Annotated in this window: 27 protein-coding genes; 8 read left to right on the top strand and 19 right to left on the bottom strand. The window is 29.7% G+C overall.

What is annotated here, in order from left to right:
• Window positions 1-60 precede the first annotated feature (60 nt).
• From rocD to KV700_RS00410, 4 genes are all read left to right on the top strand, one after another.
• Window positions 61-1,302: an ornithine--oxo-acid transaminase gene (gene rocD / locus KV700_RS00395; protein WP_218598685.1), complete on the top strand. Its 1,242-nt coding sequence runs from the start codon at window positions 61-63 to the stop codon at window positions 1,300-1,302.
• A 140-nt stretch (window positions 1,303-1,442) separates the two neighbouring features.
• Window positions 1,443-1,883, top strand: coding sequence for a DUF5362 family protein (locus tag KV700_RS00400; RefSeq protein WP_254712945.1), 441 nt, complete (start codon window positions 1,443-1,445; stop codon window positions 1,881-1,883).
• 446 nt (window positions 1,884-2,329) lie between these two features.
• On the top strand, window positions 2,330-3,652 hold the full coding sequence (locus KV700_RS00405) for a dihydrolipoamide acetyltransferase family protein (protein WP_218598686.1): 1,323 nt from the start codon (window positions 2,330-2,332) through the stop codon (window positions 3,650-3,652).
• Window positions 3,653-3,772: 120 nt separating this feature from the next.
• On the top strand, window positions 3,773-4,507 hold the full coding sequence (locus tag KV700_RS00410; RefSeq protein ID WP_218598687.1) for a DUF6263 family protein: 735 nt from the start codon (window positions 3,773-3,775) through the stop codon (window positions 4,505-4,507).
• 71 nt (window positions 4,508-4,578) lie between these two features.
• Here KV700_RS00410 and KV700_RS17200 read toward each other — a convergent pair whose 3' ends face one another.
• From KV700_RS17200 to htpG, 8 genes are all read right to left on the bottom strand, one after another.
• Window positions 4,579-4,803: an N-acetyltransferase gene (locus tag KV700_RS17200; RefSeq protein ID WP_254712946.1), complete on the bottom strand. Its 225-nt coding sequence runs from the start codon at window positions 4,801-4,803 to the stop codon at window positions 4,579-4,581.
• 3 nt (window positions 4,804-4,806) lie between these two features.
• The gene (locus KV700_RS17205; RefSeq protein WP_254712947.1) at window positions 4,807-5,094 is read right to left on the bottom strand and encodes a hypothetical protein; all 288 of its coding nucleotides are present in this window, start codon (window positions 5,092-5,094) and stop codon (window positions 4,807-4,809) included.
• Window positions 5,095-5,116: 22 nt separating this feature from the next.
• Complete coding sequence (locus tag KV700_RS00420; protein WP_218598688.1) at window positions 5,117-6,013, bottom strand: neutral zinc metallopeptidase; 897 nt, start codon at window positions 6,011-6,013, stop codon at window positions 5,117-5,119.
• Window positions 6,014-6,051: 38 nt separating this feature from the next.
• The gene (locus tag KV700_RS00425) at window positions 6,052-6,561 is read right to left on the bottom strand and encodes a DUF3124 domain-containing protein (RefSeq protein ID WP_166386248.1); all 510 of its coding nucleotides are present in this window, start codon (window positions 6,559-6,561) and stop codon (window positions 6,052-6,054) included.
• Window positions 6,562-6,733: 172 nt separating this feature from the next.
• Window positions 6,734-7,312: a hypothetical protein gene (locus tag KV700_RS00430; protein WP_218598689.1), complete on the bottom strand. Its 579-nt coding sequence runs from the start codon at window positions 7,310-7,312 to the stop codon at window positions 6,734-6,736.
• 170 nt (window positions 7,313-7,482) lie between these two features.
• Entirely contained in the window at window positions 7,483-8,295 is an 813-nt protein-coding gene (locus KV700_RS00435) for an amidohydrolase family protein (protein ID WP_218598690.1), read from the bottom strand.
• Between the two features lie 150 nt (window positions 8,296-8,445).
• Entirely contained in the window at window positions 8,446-8,793 is a 348-nt protein-coding gene (locus KV700_RS00440) for a cupin domain-containing protein (protein ID WP_218598691.1), read from the bottom strand.
• 321 nt (window positions 8,794-9,114) lie between these two features.
• Entirely contained in the window at window positions 9,115-11,019 is a 1,905-nt protein-coding gene (htpG, locus tag KV700_RS00445; RefSeq protein ID WP_218598692.1) for a molecular chaperone HtpG, read from the bottom strand.
• Between the two features lie 295 nt (window positions 11,020-11,314).
• Here htpG and KV700_RS00450 point away from each other — a divergent pair, with 295 nt between their 5' ends.
• Together KV700_RS00450 and KV700_RS00455 are read left to right on the top strand one after the other, a co-directional pair.
• Window positions 11,315-12,322 (top strand): 3-oxoacyl-ACP synthase III family protein, encoded by a 1,008-nt coding sequence (locus KV700_RS00450; RefSeq protein ID WP_166386257.1) that lies wholly within the window; start codon window positions 11,315-11,317, stop codon window positions 12,320-12,322.
• Between the two features lie 898 nt (window positions 12,323-13,220).
• Complete coding sequence (locus tag KV700_RS00455) at window positions 13,221-13,529, top strand: GIY-YIG nuclease family protein (RefSeq protein ID WP_218598693.1); 309 nt, start codon at window positions 13,221-13,223, stop codon at window positions 13,527-13,529.
• 897 nt (window positions 13,530-14,426) lie between these two features.
• Here KV700_RS00455 and KV700_RS00460 read toward each other — a convergent pair.
• The 3 genes from KV700_RS00460 to KV700_RS00470 all read right to left on the bottom strand — a co-directional run bounded on the left by KV700_RS00460 (window position 14,427) and on the right by KV700_RS00470 (window position 17,241).
• The gene (locus KV700_RS00460) at window positions 14,427-15,521 is read right to left on the bottom strand and encodes an alkene reductase (RefSeq protein WP_218598694.1); all 1,095 of its coding nucleotides are present in this window, start codon (window positions 15,519-15,521) and stop codon (window positions 14,427-14,429) included.
• Window positions 15,522-15,609: 88 nt separating this feature from the next.
• Entirely contained in the window at window positions 15,610-16,185 is a 576-nt protein-coding gene (locus KV700_RS00465) for a Crp/Fnr family transcriptional regulator (RefSeq protein ID WP_166386483.1), read from the bottom strand.
• A 57-nt stretch (window positions 16,186-16,242) separates the two neighbouring features.
• Window positions 16,243-17,241, bottom strand: a complete 999-nt coding sequence (locus tag KV700_RS00470; RefSeq protein WP_218598695.1) for a 2-hydroxyacid dehydrogenase — start codon at window positions 17,239-17,241, stop codon at window positions 16,243-16,245.
• Window positions 17,242-17,504: 263 nt separating this feature from the next.
• Between KV700_RS00470 and KV700_RS00475 the strand changes: the two genes are divergently transcribed.
• A complete protein-coding gene (locus KV700_RS00475) occupies window positions 17,505-17,867 on the top strand; it encodes a CoA-binding protein (protein ID WP_166386265.1) in 363 nt (120 codons plus the stop codon).
• Window positions 17,868-17,959: 92 nt separating this feature from the next.
• Here the strand turns inward: KV700_RS00475 and KV700_RS00480 are convergent, their stop codons facing one another.
• Genes KV700_RS00480 through pyrR form a run of 7 tightly spaced genes read right to left on the bottom strand, consistent with a single transcriptional unit; the run spans window position 17,960 to window position 21,524 of the window.
• Entirely contained in the window at window positions 17,960-18,874 is a 915-nt protein-coding gene (locus KV700_RS00480; RefSeq protein WP_166386267.1) for a ribonuclease Z, read from the bottom strand.
• Window positions 18,871-19,191: a T9SS type A sorting domain-containing protein gene (locus KV700_RS00485; RefSeq protein WP_166386269.1), complete on the bottom strand. Its 321-nt coding sequence runs from the start codon at window positions 19,189-19,191 to the stop codon at window positions 18,871-18,873. The genes KV700_RS00480 and KV700_RS00485 overlap by 4 nt, the downstream gene beginning before the upstream one ends.
• Window positions 19,192-19,202: 11 nt before the next feature.
• Entirely contained in the window at window positions 19,203-19,535 is a 333-nt protein-coding gene (locus KV700_RS00490) for a hypothetical protein (RefSeq protein WP_218598696.1), read from the bottom strand.
• A gap of 4 nt (window positions 19,536-19,539) precedes the next feature.
• Window positions 19,540-19,806, bottom strand: a complete 267-nt coding sequence (locus tag KV700_RS00495) for a type II toxin-antitoxin system RelE/ParE family toxin (RefSeq protein WP_218598697.1) — start codon at window positions 19,804-19,806, stop codon at window positions 19,540-19,542.
• Window positions 19,799-20,032, bottom strand: coding sequence for a hypothetical protein (locus tag KV700_RS00500; RefSeq protein ID WP_165733486.1), 234 nt, complete (start codon window positions 20,030-20,032; stop codon window positions 19,799-19,801). The genes KV700_RS00495 and KV700_RS00500 overlap by 8 nt, the downstream gene beginning before the upstream one ends.
• A gap of 20 nt (window positions 20,033-20,052) precedes the next feature.
• On the bottom strand, window positions 20,053-20,982 hold the full coding sequence (locus KV700_RS00505; RefSeq protein WP_165733485.1) for an aspartate carbamoyltransferase catalytic subunit: 930 nt from the start codon (window positions 20,980-20,982) through the stop codon (window positions 20,053-20,055).
• Window positions 20,983-20,984: 2 nt separating this feature from the next.
• A complete protein-coding gene (pyrR, locus tag KV700_RS00510) occupies window positions 20,985-21,524 on the bottom strand; it encodes a bifunctional pyr operon transcriptional regulator/uracil phosphoribosyltransferase PyrR (protein WP_166386275.1) in 540 nt (179 codons plus the stop codon).
• Window positions 21,525-21,717: 193 nt separating this feature from the next.
• Between pyrR and KV700_RS00515 the strand changes: the two genes are divergently transcribed.
• Window positions 21,718-23,088 carry a lipopolysaccharide assembly protein LapB gene (locus KV700_RS00515; protein WP_166386277.1) on the top strand — a complete coding sequence of 457 codons (1,371 nt, stop codon included), beginning with the start codon at window positions 21,718-21,720 and terminating at the stop codon, window positions 23,086-23,088.
• Window positions 23,089-23,178: 90 nt separating this feature from the next.
• Here the strand turns inward: KV700_RS00515 and KV700_RS00520 are convergent, their stop codons facing one another.
• Window positions 23,179-24,462, bottom strand: a complete 1,284-nt coding sequence (locus KV700_RS00520; RefSeq protein WP_166386279.1) for an APC family permease — start codon at window positions 24,460-24,462, stop codon at window positions 23,179-23,181.
• Between the last annotated feature and the right edge of the window lie 76 nt (window positions 24,463-24,538).

The raw sequence follows: 24,538 nt of genomic DNA on the forward strand, positions 1-24,538 counted from the left end.
TGAAAAGATAAAGGTAGAACAGGAATGGTTATTTTATTATAAACATTTAAAACGAAAAAAATGACTGTTTTAGACAAATTAACTTCGAAAGAAGCGATTGAATTAGAGAACAAATATGGAGCACATAACTATCATCCACTTCCAGTGGTGTTGAGTAGAGGAGAAGGTGTTTATGTTTGGGATGCAGAAGGAAAAAGATATTATGACTTTTTATCAGCATATTCTGCTGTAAATCAGGGGCATTGTCACCCAAAAATTGTAGCTGCAATGGTAAATCAAGCTCAAACCTTGACTTTAACTTCGCGTGCTTTTTATAATGATGTATTGGGTAAATATGAGAAATTTGCAACAGAACTTTTTGGTTTTGACAAATTATTACCAATGAATACTGGTGCAGAAGCTGTTGAAACTGCTTTAAAAATTGCCAGAAAATGGGCGTATGAAGTAAAAGGTATTAAAGAGAATAAGGCGGAGATTATTGTTTGTGAGAATAATTTTCATGGTAGAACTACTACTATTATTTCATTTTCTAATGATCCTGTGGCTAAAAAGAATTTTGGTCCTTATACCAAAGGATTTATCAAAATTGAATATGATAATTTACAAGAGTTACAAGAGGTTTTAGAGAGTAGTAACAATATTGCGGCTTTTTTAGTAGAACCGATACAGGGGGAAGCTGGTGTTTACGTGCCTTCTGAAGGATATTTGGCTGCAGCTAAAAAAATGTGTGCTGAGTATAACGTGCTTTTTATTGCAGATGAAGTACAAACAGGAATAGCAAGAACAGGTAAAATGTTGGCTGTAGATCATGAGAATGTGAAACCAGATATTTTAATTTTAGGTAAAGCGTTAAGCGGTGGAGCATATCCTGTTTCGGCTGTTTTAGCGAATAATAATATTATGGATGTTATTGGACCTGGTAATCATGGTTCTACATTTGGAGGGAATCCTGTTGCTGCAGCTGTTGCAATTGCTGCATTAGAAGTTGTTGCCGAAGAAAACTTAGCTGAAAATGCAGAAGCTTTAGGGATTATTTTTAGAGCTGAATTAACTGAATTTTGTAAAAACAATCATTTAGTAGAATCTGTTAGAGGTAAAGGTTTGTTAAATGCAATTTTAATTAATGATTCTGAAGATAGTTCTACTGCTTGGGATATCTGTATGAAATTAAAAGAGAACGGTTTATTAGCGAAACCTACGCATGGAAATATTATCCGCTTTGCACCACCGTTGGTGATGAATGAAGCACAATTAATGGAATGTATTTCAATTATTAAAAATACGATTTCAGAATTTAAATAGCTTTAAAATATTTGAGATTACTATAAAGGAATAACTTTTTAGATATAATTTTAGCCACGGATGCACAAAGTTTTAATTGTGAATTCGTGGCTTCTTTTTTTTGTCTATTTTTGAAAGAAAGAAATCTTATAATTTATTTTATGATACATAATCCTATTACACAATTAGAACAACTTACATTAACAAGTGCTTCTAAGAATTTTTTAAAAGAAACTGCTAAATGGGCTAAATTCTTAGCTATTATTGGTTTTGTTTTTATAGCAATAATGGTGCTTTTTGCTTTTTTTGCAACTACTATTTTTAATTTGGCAAGCAAAATGCAACCTGGTATGCCAGAGGGTTTAGGATTGACAATGACGATAGCTTATTTGGTACTGGCCATTATATATTTTTTTCCGGTGTATTATTTATTGCAATTTTCTAATAAAATGAAAAGTGCATTGGCTACAAAAAATGATGAAACTTTAGCAAAAGCCTTTGAGATGTTAAAATCTCACTATAAATTTATAGGTGTATTTACCATTATAACCATATCTTTATATGCTTTGGTAATTATAGCTGCTGTTTTTGGGGGACTTTAGAATTAATTTTTTATTCTTTTAATAATAAATAATTTAGAGTTATTTTTTTTAGAGAGTGTAATTTGATGTTTATTGAATTCTGTATTAGAAAATAATCAATTCAAATAGGTATTTATAGAGCTAAAGTTAATTTTATTTCTTATTTCTATCTTAAAATTTATGGGTAAATGTTAGAATCGATTATTTATCTAAATTTTAAAGTAGCTTGTTTAAGTTGATTACCTATTTTGTTCTAGTGAAAATATAAAGTTGTATTACTAACTAATATTGTATAAAATACATTAAAATTATTTTTTCACTAAATTAAATTCATTAATATTTAATTTTAAAACAGTTTTATTATGAATAATGTAAAGTTTGTTTTAATGTTTATTTTTTTATTAGATTAAAAAGACTAAAAAATCAACGATTTTTAGTACTTTTGCATACTGAAAAATGAGATAGAAATGGCAAGATTTGAATTGAAATTACCTAAAATGGGAGAGAGTGTTGCAGAAGCAACGATAACTTCTTGGTTAAAAGAAGTTGGAGATACCATTGAATTAGATGAAGCTGTGGTAGAAATTGCCACGGATAAAGTAGACTCAGAAATTCCTTCTGAAGTTGCAGGGACTTTAATAGAAATTTTATTTGAACAAGATGATGTTGTTGCTGTTGGAGCAACGATTGCAATTATAGAAATAGAGGGAGAAGATTCTGGTGGAGAGCAAGTTACTGTATCTAGTAAAGCAGAAAAGTCTACTGTTGAAGAAATCGAAGAAACGATTGATAAAGCAGTTGAAACCGTAGCAGCACCAATTGCTAAGATTTCTGATTCGGGTAAATTTTATTCACCTTTAGTTAGAAATATAGCACAAACGGAAGGTATTTCTATGAGCGAATTAGAATCTATTTCTGGTTCTGGTAAAGACGATAGAGTTACTAAAGAAGACATCCTTTCTTATATAGAAAATAGAGGTGAAGCTGTTAAAGAAACACCATCTAAAGCTCCTGTTAAAGCTGAGGCTCCTAAAAAAATAGAGAAAACGGTTGCTAAAGCGGCACCAATTTCTGTAAACGGAGAAGATGAAATTATAGAAATGAGTAGAATGGGGAAATTGATTTCTAAACACATGGTAGATTCTATACAGACTTCTGCGCATGTACAATCTTTTATAGAAATTGATGTAACTAATATTGTAAATTGGAGAAACAAGGTTAAAGATGCTTTCTTTAAAAGAGAAGGTGAGAAATTAACTTTTACACCAATTTTTATGCAAGCAATTGCTACTACAATTAAAAAATATCCTTTAATTAATATTGCTGTTAATGGTGATACCATTATTAAAAAGAAAAATATAAATTTAGGAATGGCTGCTGCATTACCAGATGGAAACTTAATTGTACCTGTCATTAAAAATGCAGATCAACTTAGTTTGGTAGGAATTACCAAAGCAGTAAATGATTTAGCAACTAGAGCAAGAAATAATGCTTTAAAGCCAGATGATATACAAGGAGGTACTTATACGGTTACAAATGTTGGTGGTTTTGGTTCTATTATGGGAACACCTATTATTAATCAACCACAGGTTGCTATTTTGGCTTTAGGGGCTATTAGAAAAGTACCTGCGGTTATAGAAACTCCAGAAGGTGACTTTATTGGAATTAGACAAAAAATGTTTGTATCACATTCTTATGATCATAGAGTTGTAAATGGTGCCTTAGGCGGAATGTTTATTAAAACTTTAAAAGATATTTTAGAAGCTTGGGATATAAACCAAGACTTCTAGTTTTAAAATAAATACAATTATACTAAAAACGCTCACAATTTGTGAGCGTTTTTTTGTTTCAAAATATTATATTCGTTGTATATAAATAATTATAAAACTAAATTAAAAAAATTAAAAAAAATGAAAAAATTGTTAATTTTATTTCTAGTGATTTCTGCAAACTTAAGCTTAGCGCAAGATGCTGCATTACTTAGATTAAACTATGAAAAAGGAGCTACTTATGATGTTGAAATGAACATTTCTCAAGAAATGGGAACTGTAATGTCTATGGGAATGCTTATTAATATGGATATAAAAGTTTTAGATGTAAATGGTGATACTTATGATAGTGAAATGAAATTCACTAAAATGACTATGGACATGTTACAAGGTGGACAAGCAATGAGTTTTGATTCTACTAAAAGTGATGAAGAGTTAGATGAAACTGGTAAGATGATGAAAGCTCAAATGGGACCAATGTTAAGTGCTCTTATATCAGCTAAAGGAAATAACTTGGGTGAAATTTTAGAAGTTAAAGTTGAGCCAAGCATCCCTGGAGTAGAAGATATGGCAAAACAATCTAGTAATGTTGTATATCCTACAGAAGCAGTAAGTGTTGGTAGTACTTGGACAATGACTAAAGAAGAAAAAGGTATGAAAATGGATTTTCTTTATACTGTAAAATCTATCTCAAGTGATAAGATTGTTTTAGACTTATCTGGTGATGTTTCTGGAATGGCAACCGGAACAATTTCTGGAAATATGAATATTGATAAAGCTTCTGGAATTCCTGAAAACTCTACAATTGATATGAATATGTCAGTAAGCGGACAAGAATTAAAGTCTACAATTAAGATGACAATGGTTAAAAAATAACCTTCTTATTTTAAGGAAACAAAAAAGCTTCAGAGTTATTCTGAAGCTTTTTTTATGAGGTTATTTTAAACTTAAAACTCTAAGTAAAAAACATCATTAGGTCTCGTTTCTGTTTTAGAAAGAGGAAAATCATAATCTGCTATTTTTTTAAAGCCTGCTTTTTTATAAAAATCGATTGCTTTGTAGCTTTTTATCCATACATATAACCAAATACCTTTTTGATTTTGTTGTTTGGCTAACTCTAAATTGTGTGTAAATAATTGTTTACCTAAACCAGTACCATAAAACTCTTCCAATAACTACAAACGTTCCATTTTTGTAACATTGGTTTCCTTTATGTTTTCGTTTTTGTAATTGATAATAATCTTAGAATAACCAGCTAAAACATCATTTTTAAAAATTAAATGATATTGAAACTTCTTATTGGTTATCTCTTCAATTAAGTTTTGCTCATTAAAACTAGTACTAATATAAGCGTCCATCATTTCTTTAGGAATGGCTTCTTGATGTGGAACTAAAAATGCTTTTTCACCAACTTTAGCTAATGCTTTAACATCTTCTAAAGCTGCTTTTTTAATTGAAATCATATAGGAGTAAATAAATTAAAAGTTATAAAGAACTTGCACTAAAAGTATCACCTTGGTTAACATCACCTGTGTCAAAACCTTTTTTAAACCAACGCATTCTTTGCGCAGAAGTTCCGTGGGTAAAAGAGTCTGGAACTACTCTTCCTGTAGATTGTTTTTGTAAACGATCGTCTCCAATAGCATTTGCTGCGTTTAATGCTTCTTCTAAATCATTGTCATCTAAAATTAAATTATCTTTTTGAGAATGATGCGCCCAAACACCAGCGTAAAAATCTGCTTGTAATTCTAACATAACAGAGTATTTGTTATATTCAGTTTGACTCACTTTATCGCGTAAAGCTTGTACTTTTTTACTGATACCTGTAATGGTTTGAATGTGATGGCCAACTTCGTGTGCAATTACATACGCTTGTGCAAAATCTCCAGGAGCATTTAAATTTTTCTCCATTTCTTCAAAAAAACTTAAATCGATGTATAGTTTTTCATCACCAGGACAATAGAAAGGACCAGTTGCGCTAGAAGCACTTCCACAAGCAGAACTCACAGAGCCTGTAAAAAGAACTAAAGTAGGTTCTCTATAATTTGGTATAATTGTGTTCCAAACATCTTCTGTACTTCTTAAAACTTGGTTACTAAATTCTGCCAACTCATTTTCTTTAGCTGTTCCTTTGTAAGTAGTTGAAGATTCTATTTGGTTACTAGTGTTTCCTGTAATAAAGTTTAAAGGATTATTTCCTGTAAAATACATAACAGCCAAAACAATACCTACAATAATTAACCCTTTTTTAGAAGTCACTAATTTTAATAGAAGCCCAATTATCATAGGACTTAAACTGCCTAAACCACCAGAACTACCACCAGAAGAAGCGCCTCTTCTATCTTCTACATTAGAACTCTTTCTATTTCCTTTCCACTTCATAAAATATCATTTTAAAAAGATAAATTTACTGTTTATTTTTATTTAATTCTTCTAGACTGTGTGGTAAAAGACAATCCTTGTTGACCTTTGGTAGAATTCATGATTCCTTCAAATAAAGGTTCTGGACAATCTTTAGGTATTTTCCATTCGAAAATAAAATTAGAACCCGTTTCTCCATTTTTTTCTACTTCATCAATGATAATTTCTGTAGTTTCTAAAGGAGCTAAAAATATTGTTTTATCAAAATAAGAATATACTAGTTTTCCTTTGGTATCGTAATATTCAGCTTTTAATAAATAGATGGTGTCTGTGTCGCTTGTATTCCGCAAACTAACCATAGCAGTTAAACTATGGGTTTTATGTTCTGAAACACTGTAAATTTGAGAATATACAGATAAATAAGATTTACCATATTCTAAAGAATCTTTTGTGTTGATTGCTAAGTGTTTTTTAGACCAATTATTAAAATCTACAGAGCTTACTTCTTTCTCTTTATTACAGCTTAAAATTAGTAGACTTAGGATGATTAGTAAAGTGTAATTTTTCATTTTATTATCTTTTGAAGAAATGGAAGTGGTTTGTTTAACGTTTAGTATAAGAATAGTTACGGGTTTACGTGCGAGGATTTTCCGCAGGAAAATCAGACGTAGTAAACTTGAAAAGACCTTTTTCTAAGCCTAAAATTGAGCTATTATTTTTATACATTGCTGTAAATAGTGTTTATTTAAGTTTGTCTTTAATATGAGTAATCAATGTTTTTATTCTTTTATCCCAATATTCTTGAGCATAATTTGACAATTTTTTAGTGTCATTCTCATATTTTTTATTTAACTCATCCAAAGAAACAACCTCAAAGTATCTTATCTTTTTAGGTCTTGGCCAGTTTTTCAATTCTTGAGTCACTTTGTCGAAAACTGTGTCCGTTCCGTATTCTAATTCATACTGGATACATAAAGAATCAAATTCTTCTGCTTTACTATTCATATTTAAAATAGCATCGTTTCTTCTTTGCAAGTGATATTCTGCTTGTCTTTTGCTAATGTCATCTTTTGTCATCTCAAAACACTGCCTATTATAAGCATATCCCATATCATCTTGAATACAAGTTTTTTCAATTCTTCTCAAAGAGTTTAGCGTCCCAATTAATTTGGCGTATAAAGCTTTTTGTCTTTCGGTTTTATCTTTTTTACTTTTTCGTAATTCGATTAATAAAACTGAAGTTAAGGAAATAACTCCACCAATTATTACTGATAATATAGTTCTGAAAAAATCAATATTTATTATTGAATCTGAGGTCATTTTTACATTATTTACAATTCCAACAATAAAATAAGTTTCAATTCATTTTATCAGAAGTCAAACGAATTTACCCTTTTTTCTTGACAAAATCAAACAAAAAACCTCTCTGAATACGCAGTGAGGTTTGTGATTTTTATCAGCAATAAAAAAAGTTAAGTTTAATAAAGTAATTATTTTAAATCATTCACATCAATCTTAAATAATTCGGCTGCATTTTCCCATAGAATGAATTCTTTTTTATCATCAGCTAAATCTAATTGATTCATAAATTTCAAATAAGATTTCATATTAGAAATTGGCCAGTCGGTACCATATAATAAATATTTTGGATCTCCTGCGTAGGTTATCATCTCTTCAATTTCCTTTTTCATGTAGCGTTCAAACTTGTCATTAAAATCGCCTAAAACCAAACCAGAAATATCAGCAAAAACATTTTTATTTTTATAGACAACTTCCATACAATCTTTAATCCAAGGATTACCAACATGACAAATTACAATTTTTAAATCTGGAAAATCTACCGCTAAATCATCAATATGCAACGGATGAGAATATTTTACTTTACCTGTTGGTGCATATGTATCTCCAGAATGAAACATTACAGGAACATCATATTCAATGGCCATTTCATACCACAATTTTAATCGAATATCATTCGGATAAAAAGGCTCGTAGCCAGGATAAAATTTTAAACCTTTTATATGTCCTTCTTTTAAATACTGACTAACTTCTATAACATCTTTGTAATTATAATGCAAGTAACTAATACCAGCAACTACGCCAATATTTTTATAACCTTTAACCGTTTCTACAACTAGTTTGGTGCTTGGTCTGTGTTCATTTACTTTGTAAGAGGATAAAACCAATGAATAATCTACCTGATTATCTTTCATGGTATTAGAAAGTAAATCTAAACTATCTTTTATAGAGGTTACTCTATCTTCATGGTAATTATTAAGGTGTGTATGTACGTCTATAATCATTTTTTTTGAATATGAATTGTGTATGATGTGTTTATCAAAGTTACAATTTAAAACAGAAAAAATAGATTTGAATTTACAACGTAGCTTTTTAAAGCAGCTTTATGATAGTTAAGAAAACCTATTTTTAAAAGCTAAATGGAATCTTTAAAATTAGTCTTGCTGGTCTGTTGCAATTCCAAAATAAACCCAAGTAACATTTTCTAAAAAAGGATTGTTCATGGAGTGGAATTCTCCTTGTTCAATAGTGATACAATCTCCAGGAACTACAATCATTTTATTAGCATTCACAATAAATTCTACTTTACCAGATTGTATATAAAAAACTTCGTACATGGTATCATGTTTATGCGTTTCTACAGTTTGTCCGGGAGTAAATGTGGCAGCACCAAACATCATTAATTGAGGAACAATTCCTTTTTCTATAAATACTTTTTTCTTGATATCGTCATTATGACTAGTGCCAATTTCTGGTAATGTGTTGGTGTGTGTAAGTTTCATTGTAGCATAATTATGAAATTCGAAAGGACAGAAAGAATTAATAGATGTAATTAATTATTTGTATAGAATTTAGTTTAAAAATAAGCAATATGTCTGGTTGAGCGCAGTAGAAACCTAATTTTTTAATCTAATAGTTCTCGACTGCGCTCGAACTGACATTGTTGAGTTTAAAAACTAAAAAAAAGAAACAGTAGGTTAATCTAAAATTAGGTGTTTATCTACTTACTTATAACATTTAATTTTAAAAAAAAAAAAGGGACAAATAAAAAAACCTCTCTGAATATACAGAGAGGTTTATAATTTATCTGTGGCGATTCGCCACTATTTAATTAACGCGTAAGAACGTTTTATAAAGTTTGTTAACTCTTCACCATGTAAAAGGTTCTGAGATAATTTAGCTAAATCAAAAGCTTGAGAAATTAAACCTTTCTGAGCCGCTTCATCTTTATTATTTAAGATATCAGAAACTAATGGGCTGTTTGTATTAACTACTAAGTTATACATGTCTGGGAAATTACCCATTCCCATCATTCCACCACCACCAGAAGCTTGCATTTCTTTCATTCTACGCATAAATTCTGGAACTGTAATCATAAACGGAGAAGAAGCAGAGTCCATCGCTTCTAATTGAACCGTATAAGTTTTAGAATTTACGGCACCTTCAATAATTGGTTTTAAAGTTGCAATTTCATCCTCAGATAATTTAGAAATTACGTTTTCGTCTTTCTTAATTAAATTATCTAAGTGATCTGCATCAACTCTAGAGAATTTTACTTTAGCATCACCACCTTCTAATTTCTGCATTAAATGCGAAATAATAGGAGAATCTAATAACAATACTTCATATCCTTTTGCTGTTGCATCTTGAATATAACTGTGTTGTGCTTCTTTGTTTGATGTATATAAAAGAACGTGATTTCCTTCTTTATCAGTCTGAGAATCTTTTGTTTTTTCAATTAATTCATCAAACGTAAAATAGGTGTCTGCAACTGTTGGGTACAATGCAAATTTCTTCGCTTTGTCAAAGAATTTATCTTCAGACAACATTCCGTACTCAATAATTACTTTAATATCATTCCATTTTGTTTCAAAATCTGCTCTGTCTTTTTTGAAGATAGAAGATAATTTATCGGCTACTTTTTTAGTAATGTAACCAGAAATTTTCTTTACTGCTCCGTCTGCTTGTAAACCAGAACGAGAAACGTTTAAAGGAATGTCTGGAGAATCGATTACACCTTTTAGCATTTGTAAGAAATCAGGAACAATTCCTTCTACATTATCCGTTACAAAAACTTGGTTTTGGTATAATTGAATTTTGTCCTTTTGCATATCCATTGATGTAGATAACTTAGGGAAAAATAAAATACCTGTTAAGTTAAAAGGATAATCTACATTTAAATGAATGTGGAATAAAGACTCTTCAAATTGCATTGGATACAATTCTCTGTAGAAGTTTTCATAATCTTCATCACTTAAATCTGCAGGCGCTTTTGTCCAAGCAGGTTCTGTATTATTGATGATATTATCAACTGTAATTTTTTTATGAGGCTCTGTAGTTTCTTTCCCTTCAGCATCTGTTGTAGTTGCAGGTGTAAACTCAGGATCGTCAATTTCTTCTGTTCCAAATTTAATTGGCACTTGGTTAAAACGGTTGTATTTGTTTAATAAACCACCAATTTTACTTTCTTCTAAGAAGTCTAAAGAATCTTCTGCAACGTGCAAAATAATTTCTGTACCTCTGTCTGCTTTATCGCTTTCTACTAATGTAAATTCTGGAGAACCATCACAAGTCCAATGTGCAGCAGGTTCGTCTTTAAAAGACTTTGTAATTAATTCTACTTTTTCTGCAACCATAAAAGCAGAGTAAAAACCTAGTCCGAAATGACCAATAATTCCTGCTTCGTTGTCTTTATATTTATCTAAAAACTCTTCAGCTCCAGAAAATGCAATTTGGTTGATGTATTTTTCAACCTCATCTGCAGTCATTCCTAAACCTTGATCTTTAATTGTAATTGTTTTAGCTTCTTTATCGATGCTTACTTCAATTTTAGCATCACCTAATTCAGTTTTTGCTTCACCAATAGCAATTAAGTGTTTTAATTTAGAAGTTGCATCTGTTCCGTTAGAAATTAATTCACGTAAAAAGATTTCGTGATCTGAATACAAGAACTTTTTAATTAGTGGAAAAATATTTTCTACTGATACATTAATATTTCCTTTTGCCATTTTATATTTATTTAATTTTGAGGTTGCTACTTCGTGTGATTTTTTTTCTAAAAAACGTATCGAGAAGTTTTAATTATTCTCTAAAGACACTTTTTCTATCTTAAAAATTCACCTGAATTGACAAACAGTTATTATTTATAATTTGATATAGGTTATTCAAAAAAAATACCAAAGAGAATTTTATGACAAGATGACAGAAATATTATTTTAATGGCAACTGTTTCATTTATTTTTATAAATTAGTACTTTTACGTATTAAGACTTTGCTAAAAAATCAAAAAAACAATATATAATTATGTATAATTCAAAAATAACGGGACTTGGCTATTATGTTCCAGAGAATGTTGTTACCAATAATGACTTAAAAGAGTTCATGGAAACTTCAGATGAATGGATTCAAGAACGAACAGGAATTAAAGAAAGACGTTGGATAGACCCAAAAACAGAAGACACAACGGCAGTTATGGGCGCAAAAGCATCTAGAATTGCAATTGAAAGAGCTGGTTTAACAAAAGATGATATCGATTTTATTGTGTTTGCAACTTTAAGTCCAGATATGTATTTTCCTGGAGGTGGAGTTCAAGTACAAGAAATGTTAGATATGGGGACAATTCCGGCTTTAGATGTACGTAACCAATGTTCTGGTTTTATTTATGCAATGTCTGTTGCAGACCAATTTATAAAAACAGGAATGTATAAAAATGTTTTAGTAATTGGTGCTGAAAATCATTCTGGAGGATTAGACAAATCGACAAGAGGGAGAAATATTTCGGTTATTTTTGGTGATGGAGCAGGAGCAGCTGTACTTTCTAGAAGTGAAGAAGCAGGAAAAGGAATTTTATCTACTCATTTACATTCGGAAGGAAAACATGCAAAAGAATTGGTTTTAGAAGGACCGTCTACCGGAAAATGGGTTCCAGGAATTATAGAAAGAAATGATCCAGATGATGTTTCATATTTCCCGTATATGAATGGTCAGTTTGTTTTTAAACACGCAATAACACGTTTTTCTGAAGCTATTGTAGAAGGTTTAGCTGCAAATAAATTAGAGAAAGAAGATATTGATATGTTAATTCCGCATCAAGCAAATTTACGTATCGCACAGTTTATACAAAAGAAGTTTAAATTGTCTGATGACAGGGTTTTTAATAATATTCAAAAATACGGAAACACCACAGCTGCTTCTGTAATTATTGCTTTAACCGAAGCGTGGGAAGAAGGAAAAATAAAGGACAACGATTTAGTTGTTTTAGCTGCTTTTGGAAGTGGATTTACTTGGGGTTCTGTTATTATCCGTTGGTAAAAAGGTGATTTTAAACTAAAATGTTTTCAATTTAGATATAGAACTCAATTTAAATTCAAAATGTCATACAGAGCTTGTCGAAGTGTAACTTAAATGGTCTTCGACAAGCTCTGTATGACATTTGTTTTCTAAATTGTTCTTTTGGAATGATTTGTTAAAAATGTGATTTTAACCTAAAATATTTTCAATTTAAATATGGAAACCCAATTGAAATTATAAATGTCACACAGAGCTTGTCGAAGTGTAACTTAAATGGTCTTCGACAAGCTCAGACTGACATTCGTTTTCTAAATTGTTCTTTTGGAATGATTGGTAAAAAATGTGATTTTAAACTGAAATGTTTTTAATTTAAATATGAAAACCCAATTCAAACTCTAAATGTCACACAGAGCTTGTCGAAGTGGAGCTAAATGATCTTCGACAGGCTCAGACTGACATTCGTTTGCTAGATTGTTATTTTAGATTGATGGATGAAAAATGTGATTTTAAACTAAAATATAATCAAGTTAAAACGTAAAGTCAATTAAAGTTCTAAATGTCACACTGAGCTTGTCGAAGTGTAACTTAAATGGTCTTCGACAAGCTCAGACTGACATTCGTTTTCTAAATTGTTTTTTTAGAATGATTGGTTAAAAAGGTGATTTTAAACTAAAATATTTTCAATTTAAATCTAGAAATCCAATTAAAACTCTAAATGTCACACAGAGCTTGTCGAAGTGCAATCTAAATTGTCTTCGACAAGCTCAGACTGACATTTGTTTTCTAAATTGTTCTTTTAGAATTATTGACGAAAAATGTGATTTTAAACTAAAATGGTATCAATTTAAATATGGAAACCCAATTAAAACTCTAAATGTCACACTGAGCTTGTCGAAGTGCAATACCTAAAAACTAAATTATGAGAATTTATTATGTCTACATTTTACTATGCTCTGATAATTCTTATTACACAGGAATGACAAACAATTTAGAAAGAAGGTTGTTTGAGCATAAGTCAGGAAAAAGTAAAGATTCCTATACTTTTTCTAGACTACCAATTGAATTGAAATGGTATTTAGAATGTTCAGATTCGAGAGATGCAATTCAATATGAAAAGAAAATTAAAGGTTGGTCTCATAGAAAAAAGAAAGCTTTGATTGATGAAAATTGGAGTGATTTAGTAAAGTTTTCTAAAAACTATTCAGAAAACGAGGATTCTAGAATATAGTCAAGTTAAAATTCAAAATGTCACACAGAGCTTGTCGAAGTGTAACTTAAATGATCTTCGACAAGCTCAGACTGACATCCATTTTCTAAATTGTTCTTTTAGAATTATTGATGAAAAATGTGATTTTAAACTAAAATGGTTTCAATTTAAATATGGAAAACCAATTAAAATTCGAATTGTCACACTGAGCTTGTCGAAGTGCAGTAAAAAGGTCTTCGACAGGCTCAGACTGACATCCATTTTCTAAATTGTTCTTTTAGAATTATTGACGAAAAATGTGATTTTAAACTAAAATGGTTTCAATTTAAATATGGAAAACCAATTAAAATTCTAATTGTCACACAGAGCTTGTCGAAGTGTAAGTTAAATGGTCTTCGACAAACTCAGACTGACATTTGTTTTCTAAATTGTTCTTTTAGAATTATTGACGAAAAATATGATTTTAAACTAAAATGGTATCAATTTAAATATGGAAAACCAATTAAAATTCTAAATGTCACACTGAGCTTGTCGAAGTGTAACTTAAATGGTCTTCGACAAGCTCAGACTGACATTTGTTTTCTAAATTGTTCTTTTAGAATTATTGACGAAAAATATGATTTTAAACTAAAATGGTATCAATTTAAATATGGAAAACCAATTAAAATTCTAAATGTCACACAGAGCTTGTCGAAGTGCAGTAAAAAGGTCTTCGACAGGCTCAGACTGACATTCGTTTGCTAGATTGTTATTTTAGATTGATGGATGAAAAATGTGATTTTAAACTAAAATATAATCAAGTTAAAACGTAAACCAATTAAAACTCAAAATGTCACACTGACCTTGTTGAAGTGCAGCCTAATGGTCTTCAATAGACTCAAACTGACATACACTTCAAAAACACTATTAAAAAACTACTTATTTACTAGCATTAGGATAATCGGTATAACCTTTAGCTCCTTGAGTGTAAAAAGTATCTTGATCCCATTCTGCTAATTCTAAGTTGTTTTCAAAACGTTCTACTAAATCTGGGTTAGAGATAAAAGGTTTACCATAAGCAACTAAATCAGCATTTCCATCTTCTAGTACTTTATTTCCTTTTTCTTTATCAAACGAAGTGTTAATCATTAGAGTTCCATTATATAGCGGACGGAAATGTTTTGCAATTTCTGTTACAGCAAAAGGAACATCAGAAACATCTGTAAAAGGCTCAGAAAGATGAACGTATGCTAAATTGTAATCGTTTAATTTTTTAATAATGTATTCGAATGTTGGTATGGTTTCTTCGTCTAAATTAATACCAAACATACCGTTTAAAGAAGGATTGAAACGTACACCTATTTTTTCTTGAGGAATAACTTCTTTCATTGCATCTAAAACTTCAAAAAAGAAACGGGTTTTGTTTTCAATGCTTCCACCATATTCATCTGTTCTTGTATTTGAACAGTTTGTGAAAAATTGATGAAATAAATAACCATTAGAAGAGTGAATTTCTACGCCATCAAAACCTGCTTTTACGGCATTTGCAGCGGCATTTTTAAAATCATTAACCGTAGTTTTAATATCTTCAATAGTCATTTCTTTTGGAGTAACGGTGTCTTTAAAACCTTCTACAGTAAAAGATTGTGCGTTTGGGTTTATAGCTGATGCAGAAAGAGGTAAGCCTCCATTATGAAAATCTGGGTGCGACATTCTACCTACATGCCATAATTGAATAAAGATTTTTCCATCTTTATCATGTACACGTTTCGTTACTTTTTTCCAACCTGCTACCTGCTCTTCAGAGTATATTCCTGGCGTATAAATATAACCAACAGCATCTTTAGATACTTGCGATCCTTCTGTGATAATTAAACCGGCAGAAGCACGTTGCTCATAATACAAACCTTGTAATTCGTTCGTAGCTACATTACCTTCGTTATCTGCTCTACTACGTGTCATGGGAGCCATTACAACTCTATTTTTTAAATTGATATGCTTATTATATGGAGTTAATAATTGTTGCTTTTTCATCTAATATTGATTTTTATATTGTTATAATCTATACAAAATTACAAGATTAGAAATCTAATATTATTGACTTAGATCAATTAAGAAAGATTTAACCTTTAAGTTGTCGCCTTACTCGACTTAAGTTTTCTGGAGAAACTCCTAAATAATTTGCAATGTCATAATTAGGTACTCTATCTTCTATGTTTGGGTAAGAGTGGCAAAACTCTAAGTAACGTTCTTGCGTATTTTTCTCTAATGTAGATAAAATTCTTTTTCGCTGCGCGATGAATGCCTTGGTTGTTAAAATTCTAAAATAACGCTCAAAAATAGGTGCTTCAGTATAAATTTTTTGAAGATTATTATAGCTTATAGATAATAATTTAGAGTCTTCTATGGCTTCTATATGTAATAGGGAAGGTATCTGATTGTAAAAAGCATCAAAATCTCCTATCCACCAATTTTCTATTGCAAACTGAATGATGTGTCTATGTCCTTTATCATCAGAATAATAAGCTTTTAAACAACCTTTAACAACAAAATATTCATGTTTTACAATGGCGCTAGGTAATGACAAAAACTGACCTTTTGGTATAGACGTTTCCGTTAAAACAGCATTAAATAATTGCAAATCAATAGCTGATGGAGTAATATAGTTATTGATGTGATTTGTTATAGATAGATACATATTACAAAGATGCATCAATCATTATTTATTTAAAGTAAAATGTTTTTTTTATTTAATTTATTTTTCAAATATAACTTCATTTTTTGTTTTAATATTTTTTTCAAAATTAGAAATATTTTCAAAAGTTATTTTGGCTATTTGTTCTAATGCCTCTTTTGTTAAAAACCCTTGGTGAGCGGTAATTAATACATTTGGGAAGCTTATCAATCTTAATATTAATTCATCGAGAATAATGTTTTCAGATAAATCTTTAAAAAACAGCTTTTCTTCTTGTTCATATACATCAATTCCTAAATAACCTATTTTTTGAGACTTTAAGGCTTTTATAGCATCTTTACTGTTAACCAAACCACCTCTACTGGTATTAATTAGCATGACACCTTTTTTCATTTTTGAAAATGTTTTATTATTCATTAAATGATGTGTTTCTGGTGTAAGTGGGCAATGTAAAGAAATAATATCTGATACTTTTATAAGTTCATCAAAGGGTAAATATGTTACACCTTGTTTTATTAATTCTTTATTTTCATAAACATCATATGCAACAACTTTACAACCAAAGCCTAACATTATCTTAGAAAAAGCTTCACCAATTCTACCTGTTCCAATTACACCAACAGTTTTTGTATATAGATTAAAACCTATTAATTTTTCTAAAGAAAAATTACCTTCTCTAACTCTATTATATGCTTTATGTGTTTTTCTGTTTAATGTCATTATTAAAGCCACAGCTTGTTCTGCAACGGCATGAGGAGAGTAGGCGGGAACCCTTACAACGGTAATGTTATTTTTTGCAGCAGCTTCTAAATCTATATTATTAAAGCCGGCACAACGTAAGGCTATTAACTTTATACCATTTTTAGCTATTTTTTCTATTGTTTCTGCTTCTAGTTTGTCATTTACAAAAACACAGACAGCATTAAAACCTAAAGCTAAATTGGTTGTTTTATAATTTAAGGATTCTTCAAAATAAGTAATAGAATGTTCCCTTTTTGTATTGTATTTTTCTAATGACTCCTTATCATAAGATTTTGTACTAAAAACGGCTATTTTCATAATTATCTAGATTTTAATAAACTTTTTTAAAATAAAATAATAGGTTACGGTACTATAAAGGTAGTTAAATTTGTAAAGAATAATAAGAAGTTTTTATCAACTTTTACAAGAAAAATATTTTAAAGATCGACTTTATTTATGGTTATTTTTTTTTGAAAAATGAAATTAAATTGATGAAATGGATTTCGAATATTAATAGCTTTTCTTAATCTCATTGTTTATATTTGTTATGATATTAAATTTGTTTAACGTAAATTAACGAAATGAAAAATGTAACATTAGTTCTTGGCGCATCAACAAATCCTAATAAATATTCTAATATTGCTATAAAGAGACTCGTAGATAAAGAAATACCAGTTGCAGCTTTAGGAATAAGAAAAGGAACTGTTTTAGGAGTTGTAATTGATACCGAAAAGAAAGAGTATGAGAATATTGATACTATTACAATATACCTAAATCCAAAAAATCAAGAAGAATATTATAACTATATCATTGGTTTAAAACCGAGAAGGGTCATTTTTAATCCTGGAGCAGAAAATGAAGAGTTGGTTAAACTTTTAGAAGAGAATTCTATAGAAGTAGAAGTTGCTTGTACATTAGTAATGCTAAGTATAAATCAATATTAAAAAGTAAATTGAATTGGTAAAGTTAAACTTCCCTTTTCAAAATATTTTATTTTCTAATAAATTTAGAAAAACCAATTCAATTTACTTATTAATTAAACTTTAAATATTTTTCCTGGTTCTGCTAAATATGTATTTTTAAATATTTGTTGTGCTTCTTCTTTAAACACATTAATATCTTTATATCTACCAGAATAATGCCCAATTATTAATTGTTTTGCGTTGGCTTGTTTTGCAATTTCTGCAGCTTGTTTTGTAGTTGCATGTTTTGTCTTTTTAGCCAAATCTTCTCTATCTGCTAAAAAAGTAGCTTCGTGGTATAATAGATCTACATCTTTTATAATAGGTACTATGTCTGGTTTGTAACAAGTATCGCTACAAAAGGCAAAACTTAAAGGTTTGTCTGGCTCAATTGTTAATTCTAAATTAGAAACAACTTCTCCAGAAGGTAAAACTACATCTCTACCGGCTTTAATATTTAAATAATCGGCTTTATCTATTTCTGGATATCCGCTAATATTTAACATGTTTAATTTTCTTGGTTTTTCTTTTTCTGTAAATAAATAACCATTTGTATAAACTCTGTGGTTTAAAGGAATTGTACTTACAGAAACTTTATCATCTTCAAAAATAAGCTCACTTTCTTTTGAAGTTAATTCATGAAAAATCATTTTATATTTTGCATGAGATTGAGAAACTCTCAATTGTAATAAAGTAACTTCTTTAATACCTTTTGGTCCATAAATATGGAGTTCTTTCTCTCTGTTTAAAATACCGAAAGTAGCTAATAAACCAACCAAACCATAAAAATGATCACCATGTAAATGCGTAATAAAAATATGATTGATTTTAGCAAAACCAACTTTATATTTTCTCATTTGTCGCTGCGTGCCTTCTCCACAATCAATTAAAAAATGACTGTTATTTATTTCTAAATATTGAGAAGTAGGAAAAGCGTTTTTTCTAGGAGTTGCAGAATGGCATCCTAATATTGTAAGGGCTATACTCATCTAATGACAAATCGTTTAGATATGGTTTTTTTATTGTCTTGAATACTATATATGTACATACCTGTCGCTAAATTATCTTTATAAAAAGGAATGTTGTTTTTACCAGATTTAATTAAAAGACTTTTTCTAAAGACTGTTTTTCCTAACACATTTTTAACGGTAAAATAAATAGTTTTATTAGCGTCTGATGAAAAACTAATTTTGGTAGAATTAGTAAACGGATTTGGAGCAGCAGATAGATAATCAATAGAGTTTTCTTGCGAAAAACCAATTGAAATGCAACTTAAAAATAAAATTAAAAGTAGTTTTTTTACCATTTGCTTCTTGTTTAAAATCCTAATTCTCTTTCCATAGCTTCCATTTCTATAACATCTATTGCTTCTTGTACAGTAGGAGTAATGTTGAAATCTTCTGGAAAATCGTCTATATTAATACTAGAATTTACTAGTACAAATGATGTGCCATTTTCCTTTTTTTGAGCTGCTATTCTCAAAAATAGTGAAAAATCTTTTATGGAAGCGTTAATGTTGTCTGAAATTTGTATTATAATATGCTCTTTAGATCTTTTTTCTTCTTCAATTAAGAAAGAATTGTAGAATTCAGAGAGTGACTTTTCATCACTTGAAATAAGTGTATATGTATCTTTTTTTAATATTTTCATTATTTTAATTCGCTTTTGTACAAATAACATTTAAGATGTAAACTATTTCTTTTTCATAAGAATAGATTAGTTTATAATCTCTAACAATTATTCTTCGGTATTCTGGTAAAATGTCATCTTTTTGAAATTGTTCAGCAAACTGAATTTCTTTTGAAGCTCTAATAATATCTTTTCTTACTGATGGCGATTTAGTATACCTATATTCTAAGATTAAGAGTAAAGATTCTTGAGCTTTTCTTGTCCAAACAACTTTAGTAATCTTATTATTCATTTTCAAGTTCCTCAACAGAAATATAATCTCCCTCTTTTACTTGGTTATTTGCTGTTTCAATATCCGTAATATAATTATTTTTGGTCATTGGTTTTCCGTCAGGATAAAATGCAACGATTTCATCTTGATAATAATTTTCAAAAACGCCGTTAACAATTTTTAATACTTTGTCATCTGCGTTTTCTAAAAAATATTGAATTTTATTTTTTAATTCAGCTGTACTCATCTTTCCCAAATATAAGAAATTTATCGCTTAACTTGTTGTGCTAATAAATAAATAACTGCCATTCTTACGGCAACTCCGTTTTCTACTTGGTTTAGAATAATAGATTGATTAGAGTCGGCAACCTCACTTGTAATTTCTACCCCACGATTTATAGGTCCTGGATGCATGATTACAATTTTTTTGTCGAGACTATCTAAAATCTCTTGATTAATCCCAAAAAGTTGTGTGTATTCTCTGGTTGAAGGAAAGTACTTAAGATCCATTCTTTCATTTTGAACACGTAAAACATTGGCAACATCACACCATTCTAAAGCTTTTTTAAGATTGGTTTCTACTTCTACACCCAAACTAGAAATGTATTTAGGAATAAGAGTTGTAGGACCACAAACCTTTACTTTAGCACCTTGTAATTGCAGTGCAAAAATATTAGATAATGCAACTCTAGAGTGTAAGATATCTCCTACAATAACAATTTTTTTACCTTTTACACTACCCAATTTTTCTCTAATAGAATAAGAATCTAATAGAGCCTGAGTCGGGTGTTCATGCGTTCCATCTCCAGCATTAATAATTTTAGCATCTACATGCTTAGATAGAAAAACTCCAGCTCCAACACTTGCATGTCGCATAACAACAATGTCAACTTTCATTGCCAATATATTGTTTACGGTATCAATTAAAGTTTCTCCTTTTTTTACAGAAGATTGTCCTGCAGAAAAATTAATTACATCTGCAGAAAGTCTTTTTTCTGCCAATTCGAAACTTAATTTTGTACGCGTACTGTTTTCAAAAAACAAGTTAGCAATGGTAATATCTCTAAGAGAAGGTACTTTTTTAATAGGTCTATTAATAACTTCTTTAAAATGATCTGCAGTTCTAAAAATAAGATCAATATCAGTTTCTTTTAAATACTTTATTCCTAATAAATGTTCTACACTTAATTCTGACATAATTATTTTGATTCGATATAAACGGCGTCTTTTTTATGTGTTTCTTTCCAGGTAACCAATACCTTTTCGTGGTTAATAGCATCTACTTGTCTACCTCTATAATTTGGCTGAATTGGTAAATGTCTACTAAAACGTCTGTCTATTAATACTAATAGCTCAGTATTCTCTGGTCTACCGTATGCTTGCATTGCAGTTAATGCAGCTCTAATACTTCTACCAGAAAACAAAACATCGTCAATAATTACTACATTTTTACCTTCAATTATAAAGTCCATTTTAGTTGCTGTAGCTGCTAAAGGCGCATCTCTTCTTCTAAAATCGTCTCTGTAAAAGGTAATATCTAATAAGCCTAATTGTAAGTTTTTAACGTGGTAAGTTGTTTTTAATATATCGGCTAATCTGTTAGCCAAAAAACTACCTCTAGGTTGTAAACCAATTAATACGGTATTAGAAAAATCGTTATGATTTTCGATTAACTGACAAGCCAATCGATGTAAAATTATTTCAATATCCTTTGAGTTAAGTAAGTTTTTTTTGCTCATAAGAAAGCTATCAATTTAGCTTGATAGTTATTGAAAATCAAAATTACTGTAAATAAATGTATGTGCAAAATTTATAGCAACTAAAAACCAAATCACTTTAATGTTAACTAAATTGTTGAAAAAAAAATAACCTAAATTAAATGAGAGTTAAGAGTTATAGTACCTTTATTATCCTAATTCAAAACTCATAGTTATGTCCCTCTTAAAGTTTGAATCCATGCTTAAAACCAACGCTATTTATTTTTTTGATTTGGTTGAGTTTGAAGAAATAATTGTGCATTATTTAGATGCAGGTAAACATGCTTTGGCCAAAAAAGCGGTAAAATTGGGGTTGCAACAACACCCTGCTTCTGTAGATTTAAAATTACTACAAGTAGAAATTTATGTTTTTGAAGATGAGTTAGATAAAGCCTCCATAATCTTAAAAATAATTGAGCGATTAGAGCCTAATAATGATGAAGTTTTTATACAAAAAGCAACTATTAGCTCTAAACAAGGAAACCATAAAGAAGCCATAGAATTATTGAAAAAAGCATTGACTTTTACAGACGATAAAGTAGATGTTTGGTCTCTTTTAGGAATGGAATACTTGTATTTAGACGACTTTAATAATGCATGTTCTACGTTTATAAAGTGTGTAGAAGTAGATTTTGAAGATTATTCTGCGTTGTATAACGTAGTGTATTGTTTTGACATGGAAGATAAACATGAGGAAGCAATTGCGTATTTAAACAATTATGTAGAAATAAATCCCTACTGTGAGGTTGCTTGGCATCAACTAGGAAGACAATATTTTATTTTAGAAATGTTTGATAAAGCATTAATGTCTTTTGAATATGCTGTTTTAATTGATGAATCTTTTATAGGTGGCTATTTAGAAAAAGCTAAAACCTTAGAGCAATTAGGGCGTTATAAAGAAGCTATCGATAATTATTTAATTACTTTAGAACTGGATGACGCAACTGCTTTTGTATGTCTTAGGGTAGGTGAGTGCTATGAAAAATTATTAAATTTAGATGAAGCTATTTCATTTTATAAAAAAGCGGTACATGAAGATCCTTTGTTAGATAAAGGTTGGGTGTCACTCGCTAATTTATCTTTCTTAGATGAAAACTATCAGAAAGCTGCTTATTATATTTCTAAGGCGTTAAAAATTGAAGAAGACAATTTTTTGTATTGGAGAAGGTATGCTGAAATTAATTTAAGACTTAATTTCTATGAAGAAGCGGTCGTTGGTTATGTAAAATGTTTAAGTTTAAATGATACTGACTTAGAAGTTTTTATTGGGTTAGCAGATGTATTATCTTTTTTAGGCGAATTTAACGATGCTATAAGTACTCTAATTAAAGCACAGAAATTTTACAAAGATGTAGCGGAAATAGAATACCGATTAGCGGGCTTATTTTTTATTCTGAATAAAGAAAAATATGGGTTTGATCACTTAATTGCTGCTTTAAAGTTAGATTACGAGTATAGTATCGTTTTAAAAGAATTGTATCCAATTGTGTATGATAATGAAAAGGTACAAAAGCTTTTAATTGATTATAAAAAAGCAACGGAATAACTTTAAAGGGAAAAATAATTTTAATGCAAAGTTGATGTTGTCAGTAATAGAAGCATCAACTTAAAAATATTTAAAACTATATTCTAGTTGTTAATTATAGTTTTGTTCATTTTTTTTATAAATATATTCCATTAAAAAACAAATACAAATAATACCAATTGCTATAAAAACATCAGATTTACTCACGGTATAATGTTGAATTAATAATGCAGTCATTGCTGTAAAGCATAAAATAGCACCCAAAAGTGGAATACTTTTTTTACCACCAGTTTCTTTTGATAATTTAAAACCGGTATAGTTTACTACAGCAAATATTAATAGAAAACCAACACTACCTGCTGTAGAAATACTTTCTAGTTGTAAGGTGTTTACCAATATTAATGTGGCAACAGCCGTAATAAATAATCCAATTGGTTGGTTCCATAATTTACGTGTAAATTCTGTAGGTAGTTCATCATCTTCTGCAATTTCATAATTTACTTTACTACCACCATAAAGAGATGCATTTATGGCAGAAAAAGTAGAAATTAGTGCTGCAACAGTAATAACTGTAAAACCAACTTTGCCTAACATTGGTTTTGCAGCTTCTGCCAACACATAATCTTGTGCAGTTGCAATAACACTAAAATCTAATGAGCCAACAGTAATTGCTGCAATAGTTATATATAGTAAAATTACAAAGATAACCGACCAATAATAAGCTCGTGGAATATTTACTTTTGGGTTTTCAATATCAGGTGCAGCATTGGCAATTAATTCAAAACCTTCGTAGGCTACAAAAATGACCATTCCAGCAGTAATAAGTTTAAAAGGAGATTCCCAATGTTCTGGAGATAATTGTTCTAAATGAGGGTTTCCAAACAACCCGTAGACACCAAAACCAACAAAAGATAATAAGATAACTAGCTTTATAATAACGGCATACGCTTCTATTTTGCCAACAACAGAAACACTATAATAGTTAATAGCTGTTGCAATAATTATAATTGACGATGCATATATATGTGTGTCTAGAACATTATTACCAGTTAGTTGAAATAAGTTTGGGGCATAAGAACCAAAAGCTGAAGCATATAAGGCTAGCATAATAATATAACTTACCCAAAGTAAATTATTAATTCCGCCACTAAAAACCCCCACTCCAAAACCTTCGTTTACAAATTTTACAGTTCCGCCATTATCAGGATATTTTAAAGATAATTTTACATAGCTATAAGATGTTATTAAAGCAATAAAACCAGCAATTAAAAAAGAAATAGGTGTTCCTCCTTTTGCCAAAGCTACTGCTAAACCCAATACTGCAAAAATTCCGCCACCAACCATTCCTCCAATTCCAATTGAAATAGCTTCTTTTAAACTTAGTTTATTACTCATTTATATAGAAAATTTTTAAATGTAACAAGTGGTAAAGATTCTTAGAAGGTTTAAGCTTTTGTAAATAGGCTAATAA

The sequence above is a fragment of the Polaribacter sp. NJDZ03 genome (genome assembly GCF_019263805.1).
In the GTDB taxonomy this organism is placed as follows: domain Bacteria; phylum Bacteroidota; class Bacteroidia; order Flavobacteriales; family Flavobacteriaceae; genus Polaribacter.